General features: G+C 68.9%; 17 protein-coding genes. 8 read left to right on the top strand and 9 right to left on the bottom strand.

The window, feature by feature from the left end; all coding sequences use genetic code 11:
* Window positions 1-113 precede the first annotated feature (113 nt).
* Entirely contained in the window at window positions 114-581 is a 468-nt protein-coding gene (locus OP498_RS08675) for a glycine zipper 2TM domain-containing protein (protein ID WP_280547591.1), read from the top strand.
* A 104-nt stretch (window positions 582-685) separates the two neighbouring features.
* Here the strand turns inward: OP498_RS08675 and OP498_RS08670 are convergent, their stop codons facing one another.
* The gene (locus tag OP498_RS08670; RefSeq protein ID WP_280547590.1) at window positions 686-967 is read right to left on the bottom strand and encodes a hypothetical protein; all 282 of its coding nucleotides are present in this window, start codon (window positions 965-967) and stop codon (window positions 686-688) included.
* 254 nt (window positions 968-1,221) lie between these two features.
* Here OP498_RS08670 and OP498_RS08665 point away from each other — a divergent pair, with 254 nt between their 5' ends.
* A complete protein-coding gene (locus OP498_RS08665; RefSeq protein WP_280547589.1) occupies window positions 1,222-1,704 on the top strand; it encodes a peptidylprolyl isomerase in 483 nt (160 codons plus the stop codon).
* 80 nt (window positions 1,705-1,784) lie between these two features.
* On the opposite strand, the gene OP498_RS08660 is transcribed toward OP498_RS08665, so the two are convergent.
* Both OP498_RS08660 and OP498_RS08655 read right to left on the bottom strand, forming a co-directional pair.
* Window positions 1,785-2,429: a CDP-alcohol phosphatidyltransferase family protein gene (locus tag OP498_RS08660; RefSeq protein ID WP_280547588.1), complete on the bottom strand. Its 645-nt coding sequence runs from the start codon at window positions 2,427-2,429 to the stop codon at window positions 1,785-1,787.
* A 1-nt stretch (window position 2,430) separates the two neighbouring features.
* Complete coding sequence (locus tag OP498_RS08655) at window positions 2,431-4,626, bottom strand: bifunctional TVP38/TMEM64 family protein/FAD-dependent oxidoreductase (protein WP_280553251.1); 2,196 nt, start codon at window positions 4,624-4,626, stop codon at window positions 2,431-2,433.
* A 221-nt stretch (window positions 4,627-4,847) separates the two neighbouring features.
* Between OP498_RS08655 and msrA the strand changes: the two genes are divergently transcribed.
* Complete coding sequence (msrA, locus tag OP498_RS08650; RefSeq protein WP_280547664.1) at window positions 4,848-5,447, top strand: peptide-methionine (S)-S-oxide reductase MsrA; 600 nt, start codon at window positions 4,848-4,850, stop codon at window positions 5,445-5,447.
* On the opposite strand, the gene OP498_RS08645 is transcribed toward msrA, so the two are convergent.
* Entirely contained in the window at window positions 5,369-6,628 is a 1,260-nt protein-coding gene (locus tag OP498_RS08645) for an MFS transporter (protein ID WP_280553250.1), read from the bottom strand. The two genes, msrA and OP498_RS08645, sit on opposite strands and share 79 nt — an antisense overlap.
* 110 nt (window positions 6,629-6,738) lie before the next feature.
* Between OP498_RS08645 and OP498_RS08640 the strand changes: the two genes are divergently transcribed.
* Window positions 6,739-7,626 carry a LysR substrate-binding domain-containing protein gene (locus tag OP498_RS08640; RefSeq protein ID WP_280547585.1) on the top strand — a complete coding sequence of 296 codons (888 nt, stop codon included), beginning with the start codon at window positions 6,739-6,741 and terminating at the stop codon, window positions 7,624-7,626.
* A gap of 5 nt (window positions 7,627-7,631) precedes the next feature.
* Here OP498_RS08640 and OP498_RS08635 read toward each other — a convergent pair whose 3' ends face one another.
* Both OP498_RS08635 and OP498_RS08630 read right to left on the bottom strand, forming a co-directional pair.
* A complete protein-coding gene (locus OP498_RS08635) occupies window positions 7,632-8,234 on the bottom strand; it encodes an NlpC/P60 family protein (protein WP_280547584.1) in 603 nt (200 codons plus the stop codon).
* A gap of 221 nt (window positions 8,235-8,455) precedes the next feature.
* Window positions 8,456-10,939 carry a DUF1266 domain-containing protein gene (locus tag OP498_RS08630; protein WP_280547583.1) on the bottom strand — a complete coding sequence of 828 codons (2,484 nt, stop codon included), beginning with the start codon at window positions 10,937-10,939 and terminating at the stop codon, window positions 8,456-8,458.
* A 206-nt stretch (window positions 10,940-11,145) separates the two neighbouring features.
* Here OP498_RS08630 and OP498_RS08625 point away from each other — a divergent pair, with 206 nt between their 5' ends.
* The 3 genes from OP498_RS08625 (at window position 11,146) to OP498_RS08615 (ending at window position 14,706) form a co-directional block, all read left to right on the top strand.
* On the top strand, window positions 11,146-12,591 hold the full coding sequence (locus tag OP498_RS08625; protein ID WP_280547582.1) for an NAD-dependent succinate-semialdehyde dehydrogenase: 1,446 nt from the start codon (window positions 11,146-11,148) through the stop codon (window positions 12,589-12,591).
* A 34-nt stretch (window positions 12,592-12,625) separates the two neighbouring features.
* The gene (gene gabT / locus OP498_RS08620) at window positions 12,626-13,924 is read left to right on the top strand and encodes a 4-aminobutyrate--2-oxoglutarate transaminase (RefSeq protein WP_280553249.1); all 1,299 of its coding nucleotides are present in this window, start codon (window positions 12,626-12,628) and stop codon (window positions 13,922-13,924) included.
* Between the two features lie 167 nt (window positions 13,925-14,091).
* Complete coding sequence (locus OP498_RS08615; RefSeq protein ID WP_280547580.1) at window positions 14,092-14,706, top strand: hypothetical protein; 615 nt, start codon at window positions 14,092-14,094, stop codon at window positions 14,704-14,706.
* Window positions 14,707-14,724: 18 nt separating this feature from the next.
* On the opposite strand, the gene OP498_RS08610 is transcribed toward OP498_RS08615, so the two are convergent.
* The 3 genes from OP498_RS08610 to OP498_RS08600 all read right to left on the bottom strand — a co-directional run bounded on the left by OP498_RS08610 (window position 14,725) and on the right by OP498_RS08600 (window position 16,776).
* Complete coding sequence (locus OP498_RS08610; protein ID WP_280547579.1) at window positions 14,725-15,789, bottom strand: potassium channel family protein; 1,065 nt, start codon at window positions 15,787-15,789, stop codon at window positions 14,725-14,727.
* Between the two features lie 108 nt (window positions 15,790-15,897).
* Complete coding sequence (locus OP498_RS08605; protein WP_106230171.1) at window positions 15,898-16,140, bottom strand: GlsB/YeaQ/YmgE family stress response membrane protein; 243 nt, start codon at window positions 16,138-16,140, stop codon at window positions 15,898-15,900.
* A gap of 87 nt (window positions 16,141-16,227) precedes the next feature.
* Entirely contained in the window at window positions 16,228-16,776 is a 549-nt protein-coding gene (locus OP498_RS08600; RefSeq protein WP_280547578.1) for a DUF924 family protein, read from the bottom strand.
* Window positions 16,777-16,861: 85 nt separating this feature from the next.
* On the opposite strand from OP498_RS08600, the gene OP498_RS08595 reads away from it, so the two are divergent.
* Window positions 16,862-17,080 (top strand): hypothetical protein, encoded by a 219-nt coding sequence (locus OP498_RS08595; protein WP_280547577.1) that lies wholly within the window; start codon window positions 16,862-16,864, stop codon window positions 17,078-17,080.
* Window positions 17,081-17,175: the final 95 nt, after the last annotated feature.

The raw sequence follows: 17,175 nt of genomic DNA, 5'->3' as shown, positions 1-17,175 counted from the left end.
CGCGCTGGCCAAGCCGGTTCGCAGTGGGTAGACTCGTTAAAGAACACCGTCCATTAACCTTTGGTCACCATCCCGGGACCGAGTGTTCGTCACGGACATCAAGGAGATCCTGCATGAAACGCCTTCTTCCCGTTCTGGCCATCGGCGTCCTGACCCTGGCCGGCTGCGCCAACACCGCGCCCTATTCGGGCAACGTCTACAGCGGCAACCAGGCCAAGTCGGCCCAGACCGTGACCTTCGGCACCATCACCGCCCTGCGCCAGGTGCAGATCCAGGCCGACAGTCGGGCCGGGGGCCTGCTCGGCTCCGGCGGCGGTGCCGTGATCGGCGGCATCCTCGGCAACCAGGTGGGCGGCGGCACAGGGCGCCAGCTGGCCACCGTGGCCGGCGTCATCGGCGGCGCCGTCGCGGGCACCAAGGTCGAGGAGGCGACCAACCGCATCACCGCCTGGGAAATGGAGATTCGCCAGGATAACGGCCAGAACGTGGTCGTTGTCCAGAAGGCGGACCAGAACTTCCAGGTCGGCCAGCGCGTGCGCCTGATCGGCAGCGGCAGCAGCGTCAGCGTGGCCCCCTACTGAGGGCAGCCCTGGCCGCATGGGCGGCCGTCAATAAAGAAGGCCCGCGGAGCGATCCGCGGGCCTTCTTCGTTCCGGTGGCGACAGCCGGCGTGACCGGGACATCCTCAGTGCAGGTCGACCTTGTTCATGGCCCAGCCGGCCAGCTTGGTGGCGATCAGTGCCACCAGGCCAATCACGATCACGGTGAACAGCATGTCCACGGGGCGCACGATGAAGGTGGCGCCGAGCACCGCCAGGGCCGGGCTCCATATCCAGCGATCATCTTCGCTGCGCAGCACGGCCGGCAGCAGCGTGTCGAGAATACCGCTGACGGAGGCCTCCCAGCGCTTGAGGAAGAGATACAGGAGCACGGCGAAGGCGATCAGCCAGATCAGGGTCAAGGTCATGGCACTCTCCAGGGAAGGGTCGATCGAAGACTAGGGAAGGGTCGATCGAAGGGAATCGGGAAATCGGACTCCGGCAAGGGTATCCCTGCCCGGTAGGCCACGCAACCGTCCGAAAGTCCCCGCCCCGGGACCGGAAAGGCGTGAATGCGACTCAGGATCGGCCCTCACATCCTGAATTTCCTCCATGCCCCTGACAGTCGCTTGACTGCCGCGTTACCATGTCGCGCTACATGCACTCACCGAAAGGTTCATCAATGCAGATTGCGCAGAATTCCGTTGTCGCGTTCCACTACACCCTGACCAACGATGCAGGTGAAGTGCTGGACAGCTCGGAAGGCCGCGAGCCACTGACCTACCTCCACGGCGCAGGTAACATCATTCCGGGCCTCGAGAAGCAGCTGGAAGGTCGCGCCACCGGCGACAAGCTCGAGGCCAAGGTTGCCCCGGAAGAGGGCTACGGCGACGTCCAGCCTCAGCTCGTGCAGGAAGTGCCGCGTGACGCCTTCCAAGGCGTCGAAGACGTCGAGCCGGGCATGCAGTTCCAAGCCCAGACCCAAGGCGGTCCGCTGATGGTCACCGTGACCAAGATCGAGGGCGACACCGTCACCGTCGATGGCAACCATCCGCTCGCCGGCCAGCCGCTGAACTTCGACGTGGAAATCGCCGAGGTCCGCGAGGCCAGCGAGGAAGAAGTCGAGCACGGCCACGTGCACGGCGAGGGCGACCACGAGCACTGATATCTCGTGCCGACCGCACCGGCCGCCGACAGGCGAAACCGGGATCACGAAGGGGCAGCCAAGGGCTGCCCCTTCGTCGTTCAGGCGCGCGGTCGTTTCGGGCCCTCGTGCTCGAAGGCCCGCAGGGTGCGATGACCGCCCCAGAGCCGCATCGCGGTGGTCACCAGGCAGGCCCCGCCGAAGACCATCGCCAGCAGCGGGAAGTGCCCGGGAAACAGGCAGAAGAGCACGAAGGCCAGCACGGTCTCCGTGCCCTCGGTCAGGCCGTGCAGGTAATAGAAGGCCTTCTGCTGGAAGCGTGGCCGTTCCAAGCCATGGCGCGTGGCCATGATGGCGAAGGCCAGGAAGGAGGTCCCGGTGCCGATGAAAGCGAACAGCAGGAAGGCCGCCGCCAGGGCATTGGCTGCCGGGTCGGCAAGGGCGAAGCCCAGCACGACCGCCGCGTAGAAGACGAAGTCCAGGCCGATGTCGAGGAAGCCCCCGGCATCGCTCGCCTCCCCCGTCAGCCTGGCCAGAGCACCATCCAGCCCGTCGCCCAGACGGTTGAGCAGGATCGCCACCAGCGCCGGCAGGTACCAGCCGAGGGCCAGCAGCGGCAGAGACAGCATCCCCACCAGGAAGGCCGTGACCGTCACCTGATCGGGGCGGACCCTGAGCCTGGCGAGGCCGCGGGCCAGCGCCGACAGCGGGCCCTGGGTCAGCGGCATGGTCCAGCGATCGAGCATGCTAACGCCCTGTCTCGTCGGCCCCGTCGCCACCCCGCCGCCAGGCGAAGTAGCGCGCCAGCCAGCCCAGCAGGCGTTCCGGCTTGTGGGCATTCTTCCACACCCCGGCCGTGGCCTTGACCGCCTCGCTGTGGGTCGGATAGGGATGGATGGTGCCCAGCAGCTTGTTGAGCCCGATGCCGCGGGTCATCGCCAGGGTGAACTCGGCGAGCATCTCCCCCGCCCCCTGGCCGACGATGGTGGCCCCGAGGATCCGGTCGCGACCGGGCACGGTCAGCACCTTCACGAAGCCGCGGGTACTGCCCTCGGCGATGGCGCGATCCAGCTCGCTCAGGGCGTAGCGGGTGACCTCGACCTCGACGCCCGCTGCGAGGGCCTCACGCTCGTTGAGCCCGACCCGCGCCACCTCAGGGTCGGTGAAGGTGACCGCCGGCAGGGCCCGATAGCTCACCCGAAAGCGCTTGAGCTCGCCGAACAGCGCATTCACCGTGGCATGCCAGGCCTGGTGGGCGCTGGCATGGGTCAGCTGGTAGGGGCCCGCCACGTCGCCGCAGGCCCAGACATTGGGCAGTACGCTCTGCAGCGACTCGTCCACGGCCAGGGTGCCATCGGACCGGGTCTCGACGCCGAGGGCCTCCAGGCCCAGTCCCTCGACATTGGCCTGGCGCCCCACCGCCACCAGCAGGTGGGTGAAGGGCAGCCGCTCGAGCACCGGTTCTTCCCCGTGGGCGTCATGCCGCTCGACCTCCAGGGCATGGCCACCGCCCTCATCAACCACCACCCGCAGCGCCCGGGTGGCGAGATGCACCGCCAGGCCTTCCTCACCCAGCCGGGCCTCGACCTCGCTGGCCACCTCCCGGTCTTCCCGAGGCAGCAGCTGGCCGCCCATCTCCACCAGCGCCACCCGGCTGCCCAGCCGGGCGAAGCTCTGGCCCAGCTCGCAGCCGATGGGCCCACCGCCCAGCACCACCAGGCGTTCGGGGAGCGTCTCGAGTCGCCAGAGATTGTCGGAGGTGAGCACCTCGATGGCCTCCAGGCCCGGCAGCGGCGGCACGCGCGGCCGCGCCCCGCTGGCGATGATCACATGGCGGGTAGTGATCACCCGCTCCGTCTCGCCCTCCCGGATCCGCACTCGCCAGGGATCGTCGAGAACGGCATTGCCTTCGATCACCTCGACGCCCAGCCCCTCGTAGCGCTCGCGACTGTCGTGGGGCGCCACCTCGCGGATGGCGCGCTGGACATGGCCCATCACGGCGGTGAAATCCACCTCGGGTTCGCCGGCAGTGACGCCGTAACGTGGCGCCTCGCGGATCTCATTGGCGAGGCGGGCGGCGCGGATCAGCGCCTTGGAGGGCACGCAGCCGGTGTTGAGGCAGTCACCGCCCAGGCGATCACGCTCGACCAGGGCCACCCGCGCCTTCACCGCCGAGGCAATGTAGCTCGCCACCAGCCCCGCCGAGCCGCCGCCGATCACCACGATGTCCTGGTCGAAGCGGGCCGGCCGCGCGAAGCGACGGGCCAGCTGGCGGCGCTTGCCGATGGCCACCAGGCCACGGGCCAGCCAGGGGAAGAGGCCGATCAGCACGAAGGAGCCGATCAGGCCCGGCGAGAGGATGCCGGCCAGCGACTCCAGGTTGCCGAGTTCGCGTCCCGCGTTCACGTACACCGCGGTGCCGGGCAGCATGCCCAGCTGGCTGACCCAGTAGAAGGTCGTCAGCCGCATGCGGGTCAGGCCCATCACCAGGTTGATGACGAAGAAGGGAAACAGCGGGATCAGCCGCAGGGTGAAGAGATAGAAGGCCCCCTCGCGCTCGATGCCGGCGTTGATGCGCTCGAGCTGGGTGGCGAAGCGTCGCTCCAGGGGCCCGCGCGCCAGGGTGCGGGCGATCAGCGCGGCGAGCGTCGCCCCGAGGGTACTGGCGAAGGAGATCAGCAGCAGCCCCCAGCCGAAGCCGAACAGCGCCCCGCCGAGCAGGGTCAGCAGGGTGGCCCCGGGCAGCGAGACGGCGGTGATGGCCACGTAGATCAGGAAGAAGCCGCCGGCGACGGTCAGCGGTTCGGCGGCCAGCCAGGCCTGGAAGCGCGCCTGCTCGGCCTGGAGGTTATCGAGGGTCAGGGCTTGATCGGCCCCACTGAGGAAGTAGGCCGCGACCAGCAGGGCGATCACGGCCGCGAGTATCAGGCGTCGTCGTGTCAAGGGGGACTCCCGTAGGTAAATGATAAGGGTCACCGCATCCGCGGCCGTCGAAGACGCCCCTCTGTCGTTGTGGCTGACGGTAACTTACGCGGAAGCGACCACAGTGTCCTGTAAGGAACTGGGAGGATAGGGAACTCAATGGCATCACGTCTCTCCAACCTATCAACCCTGATCCATGGAGCCCTACGATGAGAGCCTTGCCCTTTCCTGCCTTTTGCCGGATGAGCCTGCTTGCCTTGCCGGCCGCGATTGGCACCATCGGCCTCGCCCAGGCCGATGGTGAGAGCGCCAGTGCCGTCTTCGCTGGCGGCTGCTTCTGGTGCATGGAGGAAGCCTACGACAAGGTCGAAGGGGTACTGGCGACCACCTCCGGCTACAGCGGTGGCCACACCGAGGACCCGACCTATGACCAGGTAGCGGCCGGCGGCACCGGTCATGCCGAAGTGGTCAAGGTCGACTACGACCCCGAGCAGGTGGACTACGAGACCCTGCTGCACGTATTCTGGCGCAACATCGACCCCTTCGCCGAGGACCGCCAGTTCTGCGACAAGGGCGCCCCCTACCGCAGCGCCATCTTCCCCATGGACGCGGAGCAGCACGCGCTGGCCGAGGCCAGCCGGGACGCCGCCGCCGAGCGCTTCGACCAGCCCATCACCACCGAGATCACCGACTTCGAGGCCTTTTACCCTGCCGAAGACTACCACCAGGACTACTACCTCGAGAACCAGGTGCGCTATCGCTTCTACAAGTCGGGCTGCGGCCGCGTCGACCGGCTCGAGGAGGTCTGGGGCGACGAGGCCGGCGCCAACTCGGCCCCCTGATCCTCGTGGCGTTCGCGTCGCCACAGCCAGCCGGCCAGCCCCAGGGTCACTGACAGCATCAGCCAGGAGGCCAGGACCACGCCCTGCCAGCCGGCGGCCCGCCAGAACGGCTCCAGCCAGAAGCCGCCCAGGCTGGCACCGCTGTAGTAGAACACCAGGTAGAGCGCCGAGGCACTGCCCCGTGCCGAGCGGGCCCGGCGCCCCACCCAGCTCGAGGCCATGGAGTGGGCCAGGAAGAACCCGAAGGCGTTGACGGTCAGTCCGGCGATGATCCACCAAAGCGACCCGGCCAGAGTCACCGCGGTGCCGACGATCAGGATCAGGATCCCCAGCATCATGCAGGCCGGCTGCGACCAGCGCGCGGCCAGCCGTCCGGAGAGCGACGAGCCGAGGGTACCGCCCAGGTAGGTCAGGAAGATCAGCCCCAGCACCCGGGTCCCCAGCCCGAAGGGGGGATCGGCCAGCCGGAAGGTGATGTAGCTGTACTGGTTGATGAAGATCAGGAAGTTGATCCCGCCGAGCAGGTAGGCGCCGAGCAGCAGCGGATTGCGCAGGTGACTGCCCAGGTCGGCCAGGGCACCGCGCAGCCCGAAGCGCCGCGGCGTGAAGGCGCGGGCGGCGGGCAGCAGCTTCCAGAACAGCGCCAGCCCGACCAGCGTCATCGCCCCCACCACCAGGAAACTGGCCGATGCCCCACCGACCTCGGCCACCACACCGCCCACCACCCGGCCACTAATGCCGCCCAGGGAGTTGGCACCGATATACAGCCCCACCGCCGAGAGCAGGGCCGGGTGCTCGAACTCATCGCCCATCCAGGCGATTGCCACCGCCGGCAGCCCGCCCAACACGAAGCCCTGCAGGGCGCGCATCGCCAGCAGCGTCTCGAAGTTCGGCGCGAACGCCAGCCCCAGCGAGAGCAGCCCGGCCGCCAGCAGGGTCAGGCGCATGATGGCGCCCCGGCCGATGGCATCCGAGAGCGGGCCGAACACCAGCAGCGAGGCGGCCAGCGCCAGGGTGGCGACCGACATCACCAGGCTGATTCCCAGCGTCGAGACCCCGAAAGTCTCGCGCAGCGCCGGCAGCAGCGGCTGTGGGACATAGAGGTTGATGAAGACCAGAAAGGAGCCCAGGCACAGGGCCAGGGTCGCGCGCCACCAGGCGCGGGTATGTGCGGCGATCATGACGTCCTCCGACTTGGCAGGCCATGATCCACCGGCGAGAATGATAAGCCAAACAGAATATCCAGATCATTAACATCTGGTTTTCTTATGACCCGATCCCCGGAGCACCGATGAGCCTGCCCTTCGACCTGCGCACCCTCAGGGTCTTCCTGGCCGTGGCCGACCAGGGGGGCTTCACGGCCGCCGCCCGGGCACTCCACGTGGCGCAGTCGGCGGTCAGCCAGACCATCGCCGGTCTGGAGAAGGGCCTGGAGTTGTCGCTCTTCCACCGCCACGAGCGACGCATCGCCCTGACCCCGGAGGGCGAGGCCCTGGTGCCCCATGCCCGAGCGCTACTCGAACGCGCCGAGGCCGCGCACCTCGCCATGCGCGAGCTGCATGGTCTGGTCAAGGGCGAGGTGCGCATCGGCATCCCCTCGATGCTCGGTTCCTACTACTTCCCGCCGCTGCTGATGGGCTTCAAGGCCCGCCATCCCGGCATCCGGCTGACCGTGGTGGAGGCCGGTGCACGACGCCTGCAGCGAATGATCGCCGAGGGCGAGCTGGACCTGGGGGTGGTGATCGACGACGATAGCTGCCGTCACCTAGAGCGGCGACGCCTGGTGCGCGAGGAGATGGTGGTCTGCGTGCCGCGGGAGCACCCCTTCGCCAGGCGCGCCAGCGTCTCCGCCGAGGCCTTCTTCAGCGAGCCCCTGGTGCTGTTCCAGGATGGCTACTTCCACCGCGAGTTCGTCGATGCCATGGCGCGCGAGACCGGCACCACGGCCGACATCGCCTTCCAGTCGAATCTGATACCGCTGACCAAGGCGATCGTCCGCCAGGGGTTCGGCATCACCACCTTCCTGCGGCGGGTGGTGGAGGAGCCGGAGCTCCGGGCGGTCTCCTTCGACCCGCCCGCCTGGCTGGACCTGTCGCTGGCCTGGGGACGCGGCGCCTACCTGTCGCGGGCCGAACAGGCCTTCCTGGACTTCGTGCTGGCCCACCGTGAGGTACTCTAACCGAGTCAGCCCTCGCTGGTCTCGCCCAGGCGTCTAGCCAGCAAGGTTGGCTCCAGGGTGCGCCTCGCCTGCCAGAAGTGGCGCCGCCAGTAACGGTTGTCGAGCTCGGAGATCATCACGCCCCGGGAGGTGGAGGCGTGCAGGAAGCGGCCCTCGCCGACATAGATGCCCACATGGCGATAGACCCCGGGGGGACGAAAGAACACCAGGTCGCCGGGGCGCAGGGCATCACGCTCGACCTCGAGGCCGGCTCGCACCTGTTCCTCGGTGGTCCGCGGCAGGTCGAAGCGGAAGGTATCGCTGAAGACGTTCTGCACCAGGGCCGAACAATCGATCCCCCGCATGGAGCTGCCGCCCAGCCGGTAGGGCGTGCCAGCCCAGCGCTCGTGCTGGGCCAGCAGGGCCCGGCGGATCAGCGTCGGGGGCGGGTTGTGCAGGCCGCGGGCTTCCAGGATGGGGTTGTCCACGGGAGACATCAGGGGGTCGGCGGGCATCCCCGGCAGGTCCCGGGCGAAGTAGCCGCCGACGACATGCTCCTCGACGCCGCTCGAGGCGGCACAACCCGCCAGCAGCACCAGGGCGCCCCCCAGGGCGGTGATACGACACATGCGTTTGTCCAGCATCCTGCGACGACCTCGTTCCCTGAGCCGCACCCGGCATCTCTCGGTCCCGCGGTGATGTCGCTGTGGCAGTGCTGCCGGGATGCGGCCCGGTGCCACTGCCAAAGCGGCCTGTCGGCGGCTCGCTGCCTGGAAGTGGCTCCCGACAGGAGGAGCCATGTCATAAACCCTACTGACTATAAACCATACGTTCTTAACAGGGCGAGCCCTCAGTGGAGGGTACGACGGTCGCCCGGCAGCGTATCGATGTGCAGCGGCGCCCAGTGGCGTGGCCGTGCCCCGGGAAAGTCGAGGCTGGCCCAGGCCCCCGCTAGCGGCGGCGCCCCCGAGAGCCAGGCCACCAAGGCCTGGCGGAGGCCGGCCAGGAAGCTCTCGCGCTCCGGGGTCTCGCCCATGAAGAACGAGAAGCCGGCGTGCAGGCCGCGGGCATACTCCTCCCAGCCCGCGTAGTGCTCGACGGCTAGCCCATGAGCACGCTCGAGCAGGTCCAGGAACGCCGCCTCGTCGAGCCACCCCAGCTGGCGGCCGGCGATGGCCAGGTCCACGGCCTGGGCGATGTCCCAGGCCGCCAGATCGACCTCGTTGCAGCCGTCCTCATTGTCCCTGACCCGCTGCAGGCGCAGCAGATGAGCGCCCTCCTCCTCGCTGCACGCGCCGCTCCCCAGGGTAGCGATCTCGGAGGCCAGCCGCCCGTGGTTGAGCGTGTAGGGGGCATAGTTGATCTGGTACTCCTGGCGATCGCCGACCTCGATCAGGTACCCGAGGAACTCACCCAGCTCCGCCGCCCCATGAAGGGCATAATGCCCATCGACCCAGTCGCGGATGGCCGCGCATTCGCGCTCGCTCTCCGGCTGCGGCAGGCTCCAGGCCGGGCTGTTGAGCGGCCCGACCAGCGCCATCGCGGTGAAGTGGACAAGCGTCGGTCGCGGCCCGGGCTCGCGCCAGGCCCCGCCGCGCCAGTCGAGCCAGTGGAAGAGGCTCCCGGGGTCCTCCAGGTGCCAGCGGATCTCGGCGACCATCGGGGGCTGGTCGGGCTCGGGCAACAGGCTCTCCCAGTGGGCCCAGGCCTGCAGCAGGCGACGTGCATCGGGGTAGAAGCGGCACAGCGAGCCCTGCAGGGCCTCGGCCAGCGTCGCCAGGCGGGCCGCATCGAAGTCCCCGCTGTCCATGGCCATCTGCAGGTGGAAGGCAAACTTCTCGGCCATGTGGATGGTGGCGGCGTGACGGCTCGCCTGCCTGAGGGCATCGCGGCTCGCCAGCTCGTCCGCGACCGGATGGCCGAAGGGGATCTCGGCCGGCGGCAGGGCGCCATGGACGGCATCCGCCGCCAGCTGGTTGAGGTGGTGGGCCTGGGCCGGCAGCCAATAGCGGGAAAGCGCCTCGACGCCCTCGTCGGCATGCAGGTCTAGGGTCTCGACCAAGTAGCGGCGCGCCTCCTCGCGCCGAGCGACCGGCAGCTCAGGCACCGGCCCCTGGCAGGCGGCGAATTCGGGCTCGCGTACCGCCGCCAGCGCCAGTGTCCAGTGGCGGGGGTCGCCACGCCAGCGTCGCAGGGCGACGCGCGAGGCCTCGATGAGTTCCTCCGGGATCAGCCCCTGCAGAGCCGGGCGCCAGGGGCTCACCGGCGAGTGCAGCAGTAGCGCCCAGTCCGCCTGGAGGTCGGGCAGCCGGTTGCGGCCCTCGAACAGGCTGCGCCCCCGCTGGTAGGCCCGAGTCAGGGCCGCCCAGTCGCTGTAGCGGCGCAGCGCCAGGTCGGCGCCATGGACGGCGAAGTCGCGGGCCTCCTGCGCCTCGAGCCAGCCCAGGCAGGCGCCGGCCCAGGCCAGGTCGATCAGCCGCAGCCAGTCCCAGGCGGCCCACTCCAGCGGCTCGCCCTGATCGAGGAAGCCCAGCAGCACCCGGCCATAGTCGCGCTCGCCCCCCGCCAGGGCCTCCCGCCACTGCCGGCGCTCCTCGGCGTTTGCCTCGAGCAGGCGTCCGGCATCCAGGTCCCAGGCCTGGCGATCGCCCTGGGAGGCCAGCCACAGCAGGCTGCGCACCAGGTCCTCGCGGCTGCGAATCTCCCAGGCCTCCTCCAGCCAGCCCGCCAGCCCCTGCCAGTCGTGCGGCCCGGCGGGCAGCTCGACGACCGGCGAGAAGGCGGCGCGCAGCCGCCAGACCCGATCCTCGGGGGCCGTCGGCCAGAGCGCGGGCGACGTGGCAGGGGCGGCATGGGTGGCATGGGTGGCCAGCCACTCCTGCAGCATGTCCCAGGTCACCCCCTCCCCGTCGTGCTCCAGGACCGAGAGGGCCTCGCAGGCCTCGAAGAAGCCGTCGTCGCCGCGTACCCAGCCCTCGGCACTGCGGGCATGCAGCAGCGCCTCCAGCCAGGCATCGAGGCTGGCGTGGTGGGCGCTGACCTCCTCGGCGAGCCGCTGGGCCCAGGCCCGGGCACGCGCCTCCCCGAGCCAGCCCGCCGCACCGCCCAGGGCGATGACCTCCAGGCCGGCCAGCAGCCTGGCCGGGTCGACGCCGGCGCCCCCGGCGCCCAGGGCCTCCAGCAGGCACCAGCCCAGCTCGCCACGGTCGGCCACCCCGAGGGCGGCCAGCCGCTCGACGGCCGTATCGGCCTCCACCGTCAGGGGATCGGGCGTGAAGGCCCAGTCACACAGCACCAGCTGCTGGGCCCACCAGGCATTCAGGGGATCGACCAAGGCTCACCTCGCCATAAAACCGGAACAGAAACGTGCCGCGCCGCACACCGCAGCGAATCGGCGCCATAGTGTAGCGGAAAGCGTTGCCGCCGCCGATGGCCGAGTGGCCAGCGGCCATGAAAAACGGGCGGAGCCGGGGCTTGGCGGCTTGTTTTAAATAATGCACACTCGTCCAACAAGATGATCAATCCCGACGAGGAATCACCATGTCCGCGGAACCCCAGCTACTGATCGACAAGGCCTATGTGGCCGGCCAGTGGCGCGATGGCGCGCGCCGCTTCGCCGTGGCCAACCCCGCCACCGGCGAGACCCTGGCCGAGGTCCCGGACCTCGACGCCGAGGATGCCCACGAGGCCGTCACCGCCGCGGCAGACGCCTGGCCAGCCTGGCGGCGCCGCACCGCCAAGGAGCGCGCCGCCCTGCTGCGCGCCTGGTTCGACGCCATCATGGCCCATCAGGAAGCCCTGGCGCGGCTGATGACCCTGGAACAGGGCAAGCCGCTGGCCGAGGCCCGCGGCGAGGTGGCCTATGGGGCCTCCTTCGTGGAGTACTATGCCGAGGAGGCCAAGCGCGTCGCCGGCGAGACCCTGCCCAGCCACGGCGCGGACAAGCGCATCCTGGTGTTCCGCGAGCCGATCGGCGTGGTGGCGGCCATCACCCCCTGGAACTTCCCGTTGGCGATGATCACCCGCAAGTGCGCCCCGGCCCTGGCCGCCGGCTGCCCGGTGGTGATCAAGCCCGCCGAGGCCACCCCGCTCACCGCCCTGGCCCTGGTGAAGCTCGCCGAGGAAGTCGGCTTCCCGGCCGGGGTGATCAACGTGGTCACCGCCTCCCGGCCGGCCGAGATCGGCGAGGTGCTGACCACCGACCCGCGGGTGCGCAAGATCTCCTTCACCGGCTCCACCCCCGTGGGCAAGCGGCTGCTGGCCCAGTGCGCCGGCACCGTCAAGAAGGCCTCCATGGAGCTGGGCGGCAATGCCCCCTTCATCGTCTTCGACGACGCCGACCTGGACGCCGCCGTGGAAGGGGCGGTGGCCTCCAAGTACCGCAACTCCGGCCAGACCTGCGTGTGCACCAATCGCCTGCTGGTGCAGGCCGGGGTCTATGATGCCTTCATCGAGAAGCTCGCGGCCCGCGTCGTCTCCCTCGAGGTCGGCAATGGCCTCGACGAGGGCGTGGTGCAGGGCCCGCTGATCAACGCCGCGGCGGTGGAGAAGGTCGAGGCACACATCGCCGACGCACTGGACAAGGGCGGCCGCTTGGTGTGCGGCGGCAAGCCCCACGCCCTGGGTGGCACCTTCTTCCAGCCCACGATCATCGCCGACGTGACCGAGGAGATGAAGGTGGCCACCGAGGAGACCTTCGGGCCCCTGGCGCCGGTGTTTCGCTTCGAGACCGAGGAGGAGGCCATCGCCATGGCCAACGCCACCGAGTTCGGCCTCGCCGCCTATTTCTATGCCCGCGACTATCGTCGTATCTGGCATGTCATGGAAGGGCTGGAATATGGCATGGTGGCGGTGAACGAAGGCATTCTATCCACCGAGCTGGCGCCCTTCGGTGGAGTCAAGGAGTCGGGGCTGGGACGCGAAGGGTCGCGCCACGGCCTGGATGAGTACACTGAACTAAAATACGTCTGTGTCGGCGGCCTCTGATCGCCCGCCGCCTCTTACCAAGGAGACAGGACCCATGAACAACGCACAGCTCAACGAACTCAAGCAGCGCTACGTGGCCAGCGGCGCCGCGAGCCCCGCCACCCAGTTTGCCGACCGCGCCGAGAACGCCCTGGTGTGGGACGCCGACGGCAATCGCATCATCGATTTCGCCGGCGGCATCGGCGTGCTCAACATCGGCCACCGCCATCCCAAGGTGGTCCAGGCGGTCAAGGACCAGCTCGACAAGGTGATGCACACCTGCCAGACCGTGATGCCCTATGAGGGCTACGTGAAGGTGGCCGAGAAGCTCAGCCAGGTCACCCCGGTGCGCGGCCACGCCAAGGTGATGCTGGCCAACTCCGGGGCCGAAGCACTGGAGAACGCCGTCAAGATCGCCCGTGCCGCCACCGGCAAGAACAACGTGATCTGCTTCGACGGCGGCTACCACGGCCGCACCTTCATGACCATGGCCATGAACGGCAAGGTCGCCCCCTATTCCACCGACTTCGGCAGCATGCCGGGCAACGTCTTCCGCGCCCCCTACCCGGTGCCCTACCACGGCGTCAGCGAGGACGAGGCCCTGCGCGGCCTGAAGATGGCGCTCAAGACCGACGCCAACCCGCGCGACACCGCGGCCATCGTGCTCGAGCCGGTGCTCGGCGAGGGCGGCTTCTATCCGGCACCGGCCAGCTTCCTCAAGGCGATCCGCGAGATCTGTGACGAGCACGGCATGCTGATGATCGTCGACGAGGTGCAATCCGGCTTCGGGCGCACCGGCAAGATGTTCGCTATCGAGCACAGCGGCGTCGAGCCCGATATCATCACCATGGCCAAGAGCATGGCCGACGGCATGCCGATCTCGGCGGTGGTCGGCACCGACAAGCACATGGACGCCTCCGGCGCCAACTCCCTGGGCGGCACCTACACCGGCAGCCCGGTCTCCTGCGCCGCCACCCTGGCCGTGCTGGATGTCTTCGAGGAGGAGAACATCCTCGAGAAGAGCCAGGCGCTCGGCGACAAGCTGGCCAAGCGCTTCGCCCAGTGGCAACAGACGTTCGATTGCATCGACAACGGCCGCAACATGGGCGCCATGGCGGCCATCGACCTGGTCTCCGACAAGGCCAACCACACCCCGGACGCCGACCTGGCCGGCGCGCTGTGCAAGAAGGCCCGCGAGAAGGGGCTGATCCTGCTCTCCTGCGGCCTCTACGGCAACACCATCCGCTTCTTGATGCCGGTCACCATCGAGGATGAGGTGCTCGAGGAAGGCCTCGCCATCGTCGAGGAGTCCCTCAAGGAGCTAGTCGGCAGCAAGCGTGCCGCCACCGCCTGACCGGGCTTGCCCGGAAACGGCACACAACGCGAACCGCCCGGCTGGAGACAGCCGGGCGGTTCGCGTTGGCGCCCCAAGGCGTTGACGCCATGAGGCCGAAACCCTGCTATGGTCGCAGCTTGGCTGCTCGGTCCTTCGCTCTCCCGCTCGCCTATCGGTATGGCACCATGATCCTTCGCACGCTCTCCCTGCTGCGCTCCCTGCAGGGCGCTCATCACACAGTCACCGATGCCCAGGCCCGCATCCAGCAGGCCGGTGACTACCGCTGGCTCCGCCGACAGCTGGGCCAGGGAATGGTCGACGCCCGGCAGACCGCGCTGGCCGACGACACCCCCGCCGTGTCGGTAGTACTGCCCTTCGTGGCCACCCCCGCGCGGCGCCGCGGGGGGCGCTGGCCGGAGGACCCCGATGAACGAGAGGGCTGCTTCGTGGAGGGGGCCCACGCCTGTCGGGCCGCCGGGGCCCCGGGCTACCGCAAGCTGGAGAGTCTCTCCCAGGGGCTGGCGCAGGGTGGCATGGCGGTGCTCAAGGACGCGGCGCGCTTCCAGTACCTGCTCGACCAGCAGGCCCTGCGGCTCACCTGGCGGCGCCCGGGTGCCCTGCCGCCCGACCTCGCCCAACAGCTCGGCCGCCACCTGCCCGACGGCGATGCCAAGCGTCACGGCCTCTTCCTGCTGACCCTCAAGGTGCCCGCCTCCCCCCCCGAGGGCATGCCGAACGGCGCCTGGCTGGACGGCTGCCTGGATCGCTACCGGCGCATCCTGCCGACCCCGGCCGGCTGAACCGCCAATGGCCGGACGCTAGTCGCCCTCCGCGGCCAGGTGGCGGACCATCTCGTCGGGCGGGATCCGACGCCCGGCGATGTAGAAGACCTCGTCACCCGCCGCCAGCAGCAGCTCGTCGTCAGGGTTGAGCACCGGGTGCGGTTGTGCGGCCTGCCGGATCGCGATCAGCGAGGCCCGGCACTGGCGGCGCAGGCGCCTCGACACCCGTTCGACGGTGAGCGGAAGCGACGGCCCCGCGAGGCGGGTCGAGTACTGGGTCTGCACCTGGTCGGCATCGACGAGCAGGCGCATGACCTCCTCGCTGCCGGGGTCGAGGGCGGCCTTGACCAGCATCTTCTGGTGCAGGGAGGGAATCACGTTCACCTTGGGACAGTGAGTCTCGAGCAGACGCCCCACCATCTGGTTCTTCACGTAGGCGGTGATCCGGCAGCGCTGATCGACGAGAGCGGAGAGGTGCATGCAAACCAGGTTGGTCTCGCTGTCGTCCTCGACGTCGACCACCACCAGGGAGGCGTACCTTGCCGAGGCGCGCTCGTAGAGCGTCTCGTCCGACAGGGAGGCGGCCCGGAAGTACTCCACCCCCTGTTCGAGGAAGGGGTTGCGCGTCGGGGCGTTCGCATCCACGCAGAGCGCCACCACTTGCCCGGGCCGCGCCTCCTCGCGGACCTGCCCGACCAGGGACTCGGTGTAGGCATTGAAGCCGACGATGACGATATGGTCCTTCTGCACGATCGATTGCTCCCCGTTGAGGCGCCGGGTGAACTGCGAGATCACCAGGGCGGAGGCCTTGCCCAGCAGGGTGGCGAACAGGCCGATGCCCACCGGAACGATAAAGAACACGACCATCAGCTGCCCGCCCCGCGTCACCGGGGAGTAATCCCCATAGCCGACGGTGGAGATGGTGACGATCATGTAGTAGAGAAAGGTGGTGGGCGAGTCGACCAGAGCCGTCTCGCCGGTCAGCGTCAGGCCGAGCCAGGCGAGCAGCAGGTAGGCGACCAGCAGCAGGCCAAGCACCCCCCAGCCCATGTCGGCCACACCGCGGACCAGCACCGCGCCGAGTCGTTTCAGTACATACATGGGTTTCCCTTGATACGGCCTTGCCATTCCCGATGGCGAGGCGACAGGAAAATCGCCCTCGCCCCGGCCGCATGCCGGAGCGAGGGCGCTTCGCATCGTCGCGGCGCGTCAGGCCTTCTTGACCTTGGCGATCACCCACAGCAGCACCACGGCGCCGACGATGGCGGTGACCAGCGAGCCGATGAAGCCACCGGCCTGCAGGCCCAGCAGGCTGAACAGGCCCCCGCCGATCACGGCCCCCACCACGCCGACCCCGATGTTACCGAGGATGCCGAAGCCGCCGCCGCGCATGATATGGCCGGCGATCCAGCCGGCCAGGCCACCGATAATCAACCAGGCAATGATTCCCATGACAGACACTCCTTATATGTGCTTGGTGAAGAACGCAACTGATCAAGAGGGCTCGATGGTGCCTTGCCGGGCGCCGGGAGAAAAGCCTCAGAACGCGGAACCGGGCTGCTCGAGGAAGGCCAGCTCCTCGCGGGTGGAGTCCCTTCCCAGCACGGCATTGCGATGGGGGTAGCGACCGAAGCGCTCGATCACCTCGCGGTGGCGGTGCTCGTGACGCAGGTTCTCCTCCAGCCCCGGCTGGGCGAACAGGCGCATGGCCTCGTCATGGATCGTCAGCGACTCGCTGTGCATGTAGGGCATGAAGAGAAAGGCCCGCCAGGGCACGTCCAGCAGCCGGTCCGCGCGCTGGGCGACCGCCTCCTGGGACAGCACCAGGGCCACCGGATCCCAGGCGAAGGCACGAGACGCCCCCCGATGGATGTTGCGCGGGAACTGGTCAAGCACGATCACCTCGGCCAGACGGCCGCGGGCGGACGCCCGCCACTGCCAGAACTCGCCACGCCCCGCGGCCGCGAGCCAGTCACCGAAGCGCCGTGCGATCTCGGCATCCAGGGCCGAGTCCTTGCGAAACCACTGGGCGGGCGCGAGTTCCCTGAACCAGAAGTCGATCACCGCCTCGGGGCGACGCTCTTCCATGACGGCCTCCTCTTCGCCCCGGGGTGGAGCTGGTACCATCACAGGGTAGCCGCCCCACCCCCTGCCCACCACCGAAGGGAGCCCCATGACCACCTACGACCTGCTGCAGATGCTGGGTTACGTCTTCAACATCCTCGGCCTGCTGGTCTGCATCGGCGGCCTGACCCTGGCCCGCCGTCCCGACCACCGCGTGCTCGGCCGCAGCCTGGCGGTGTTGGGGTTCGTGATCGCCGCGGCCCCGGTGCTGGTGCAGCTCCTCGGCCTGGTCGAGCCCGTGCCGGTGAGTGCCCTGCCACCCCGCTAGGCGGGATGACAGCGCCCCCTAATGTCGGACAATTAGACGAAAGATGAATGGCGGTGCCGTGTCACGGGATTAGACTCGTCCACCAACGTAGTAAA

This window comes from Halomonas sp. 25-S5 (assembly GCF_029889845.1).
GTDB lineage: Bacteria > Pseudomonadota > Gammaproteobacteria > Pseudomonadales > Halomonadaceae > Halomonas.
Note: the sequence above shows the minus strand (reverse complement) of the source record. Positions and strands in the feature narration are given on the sequence as shown.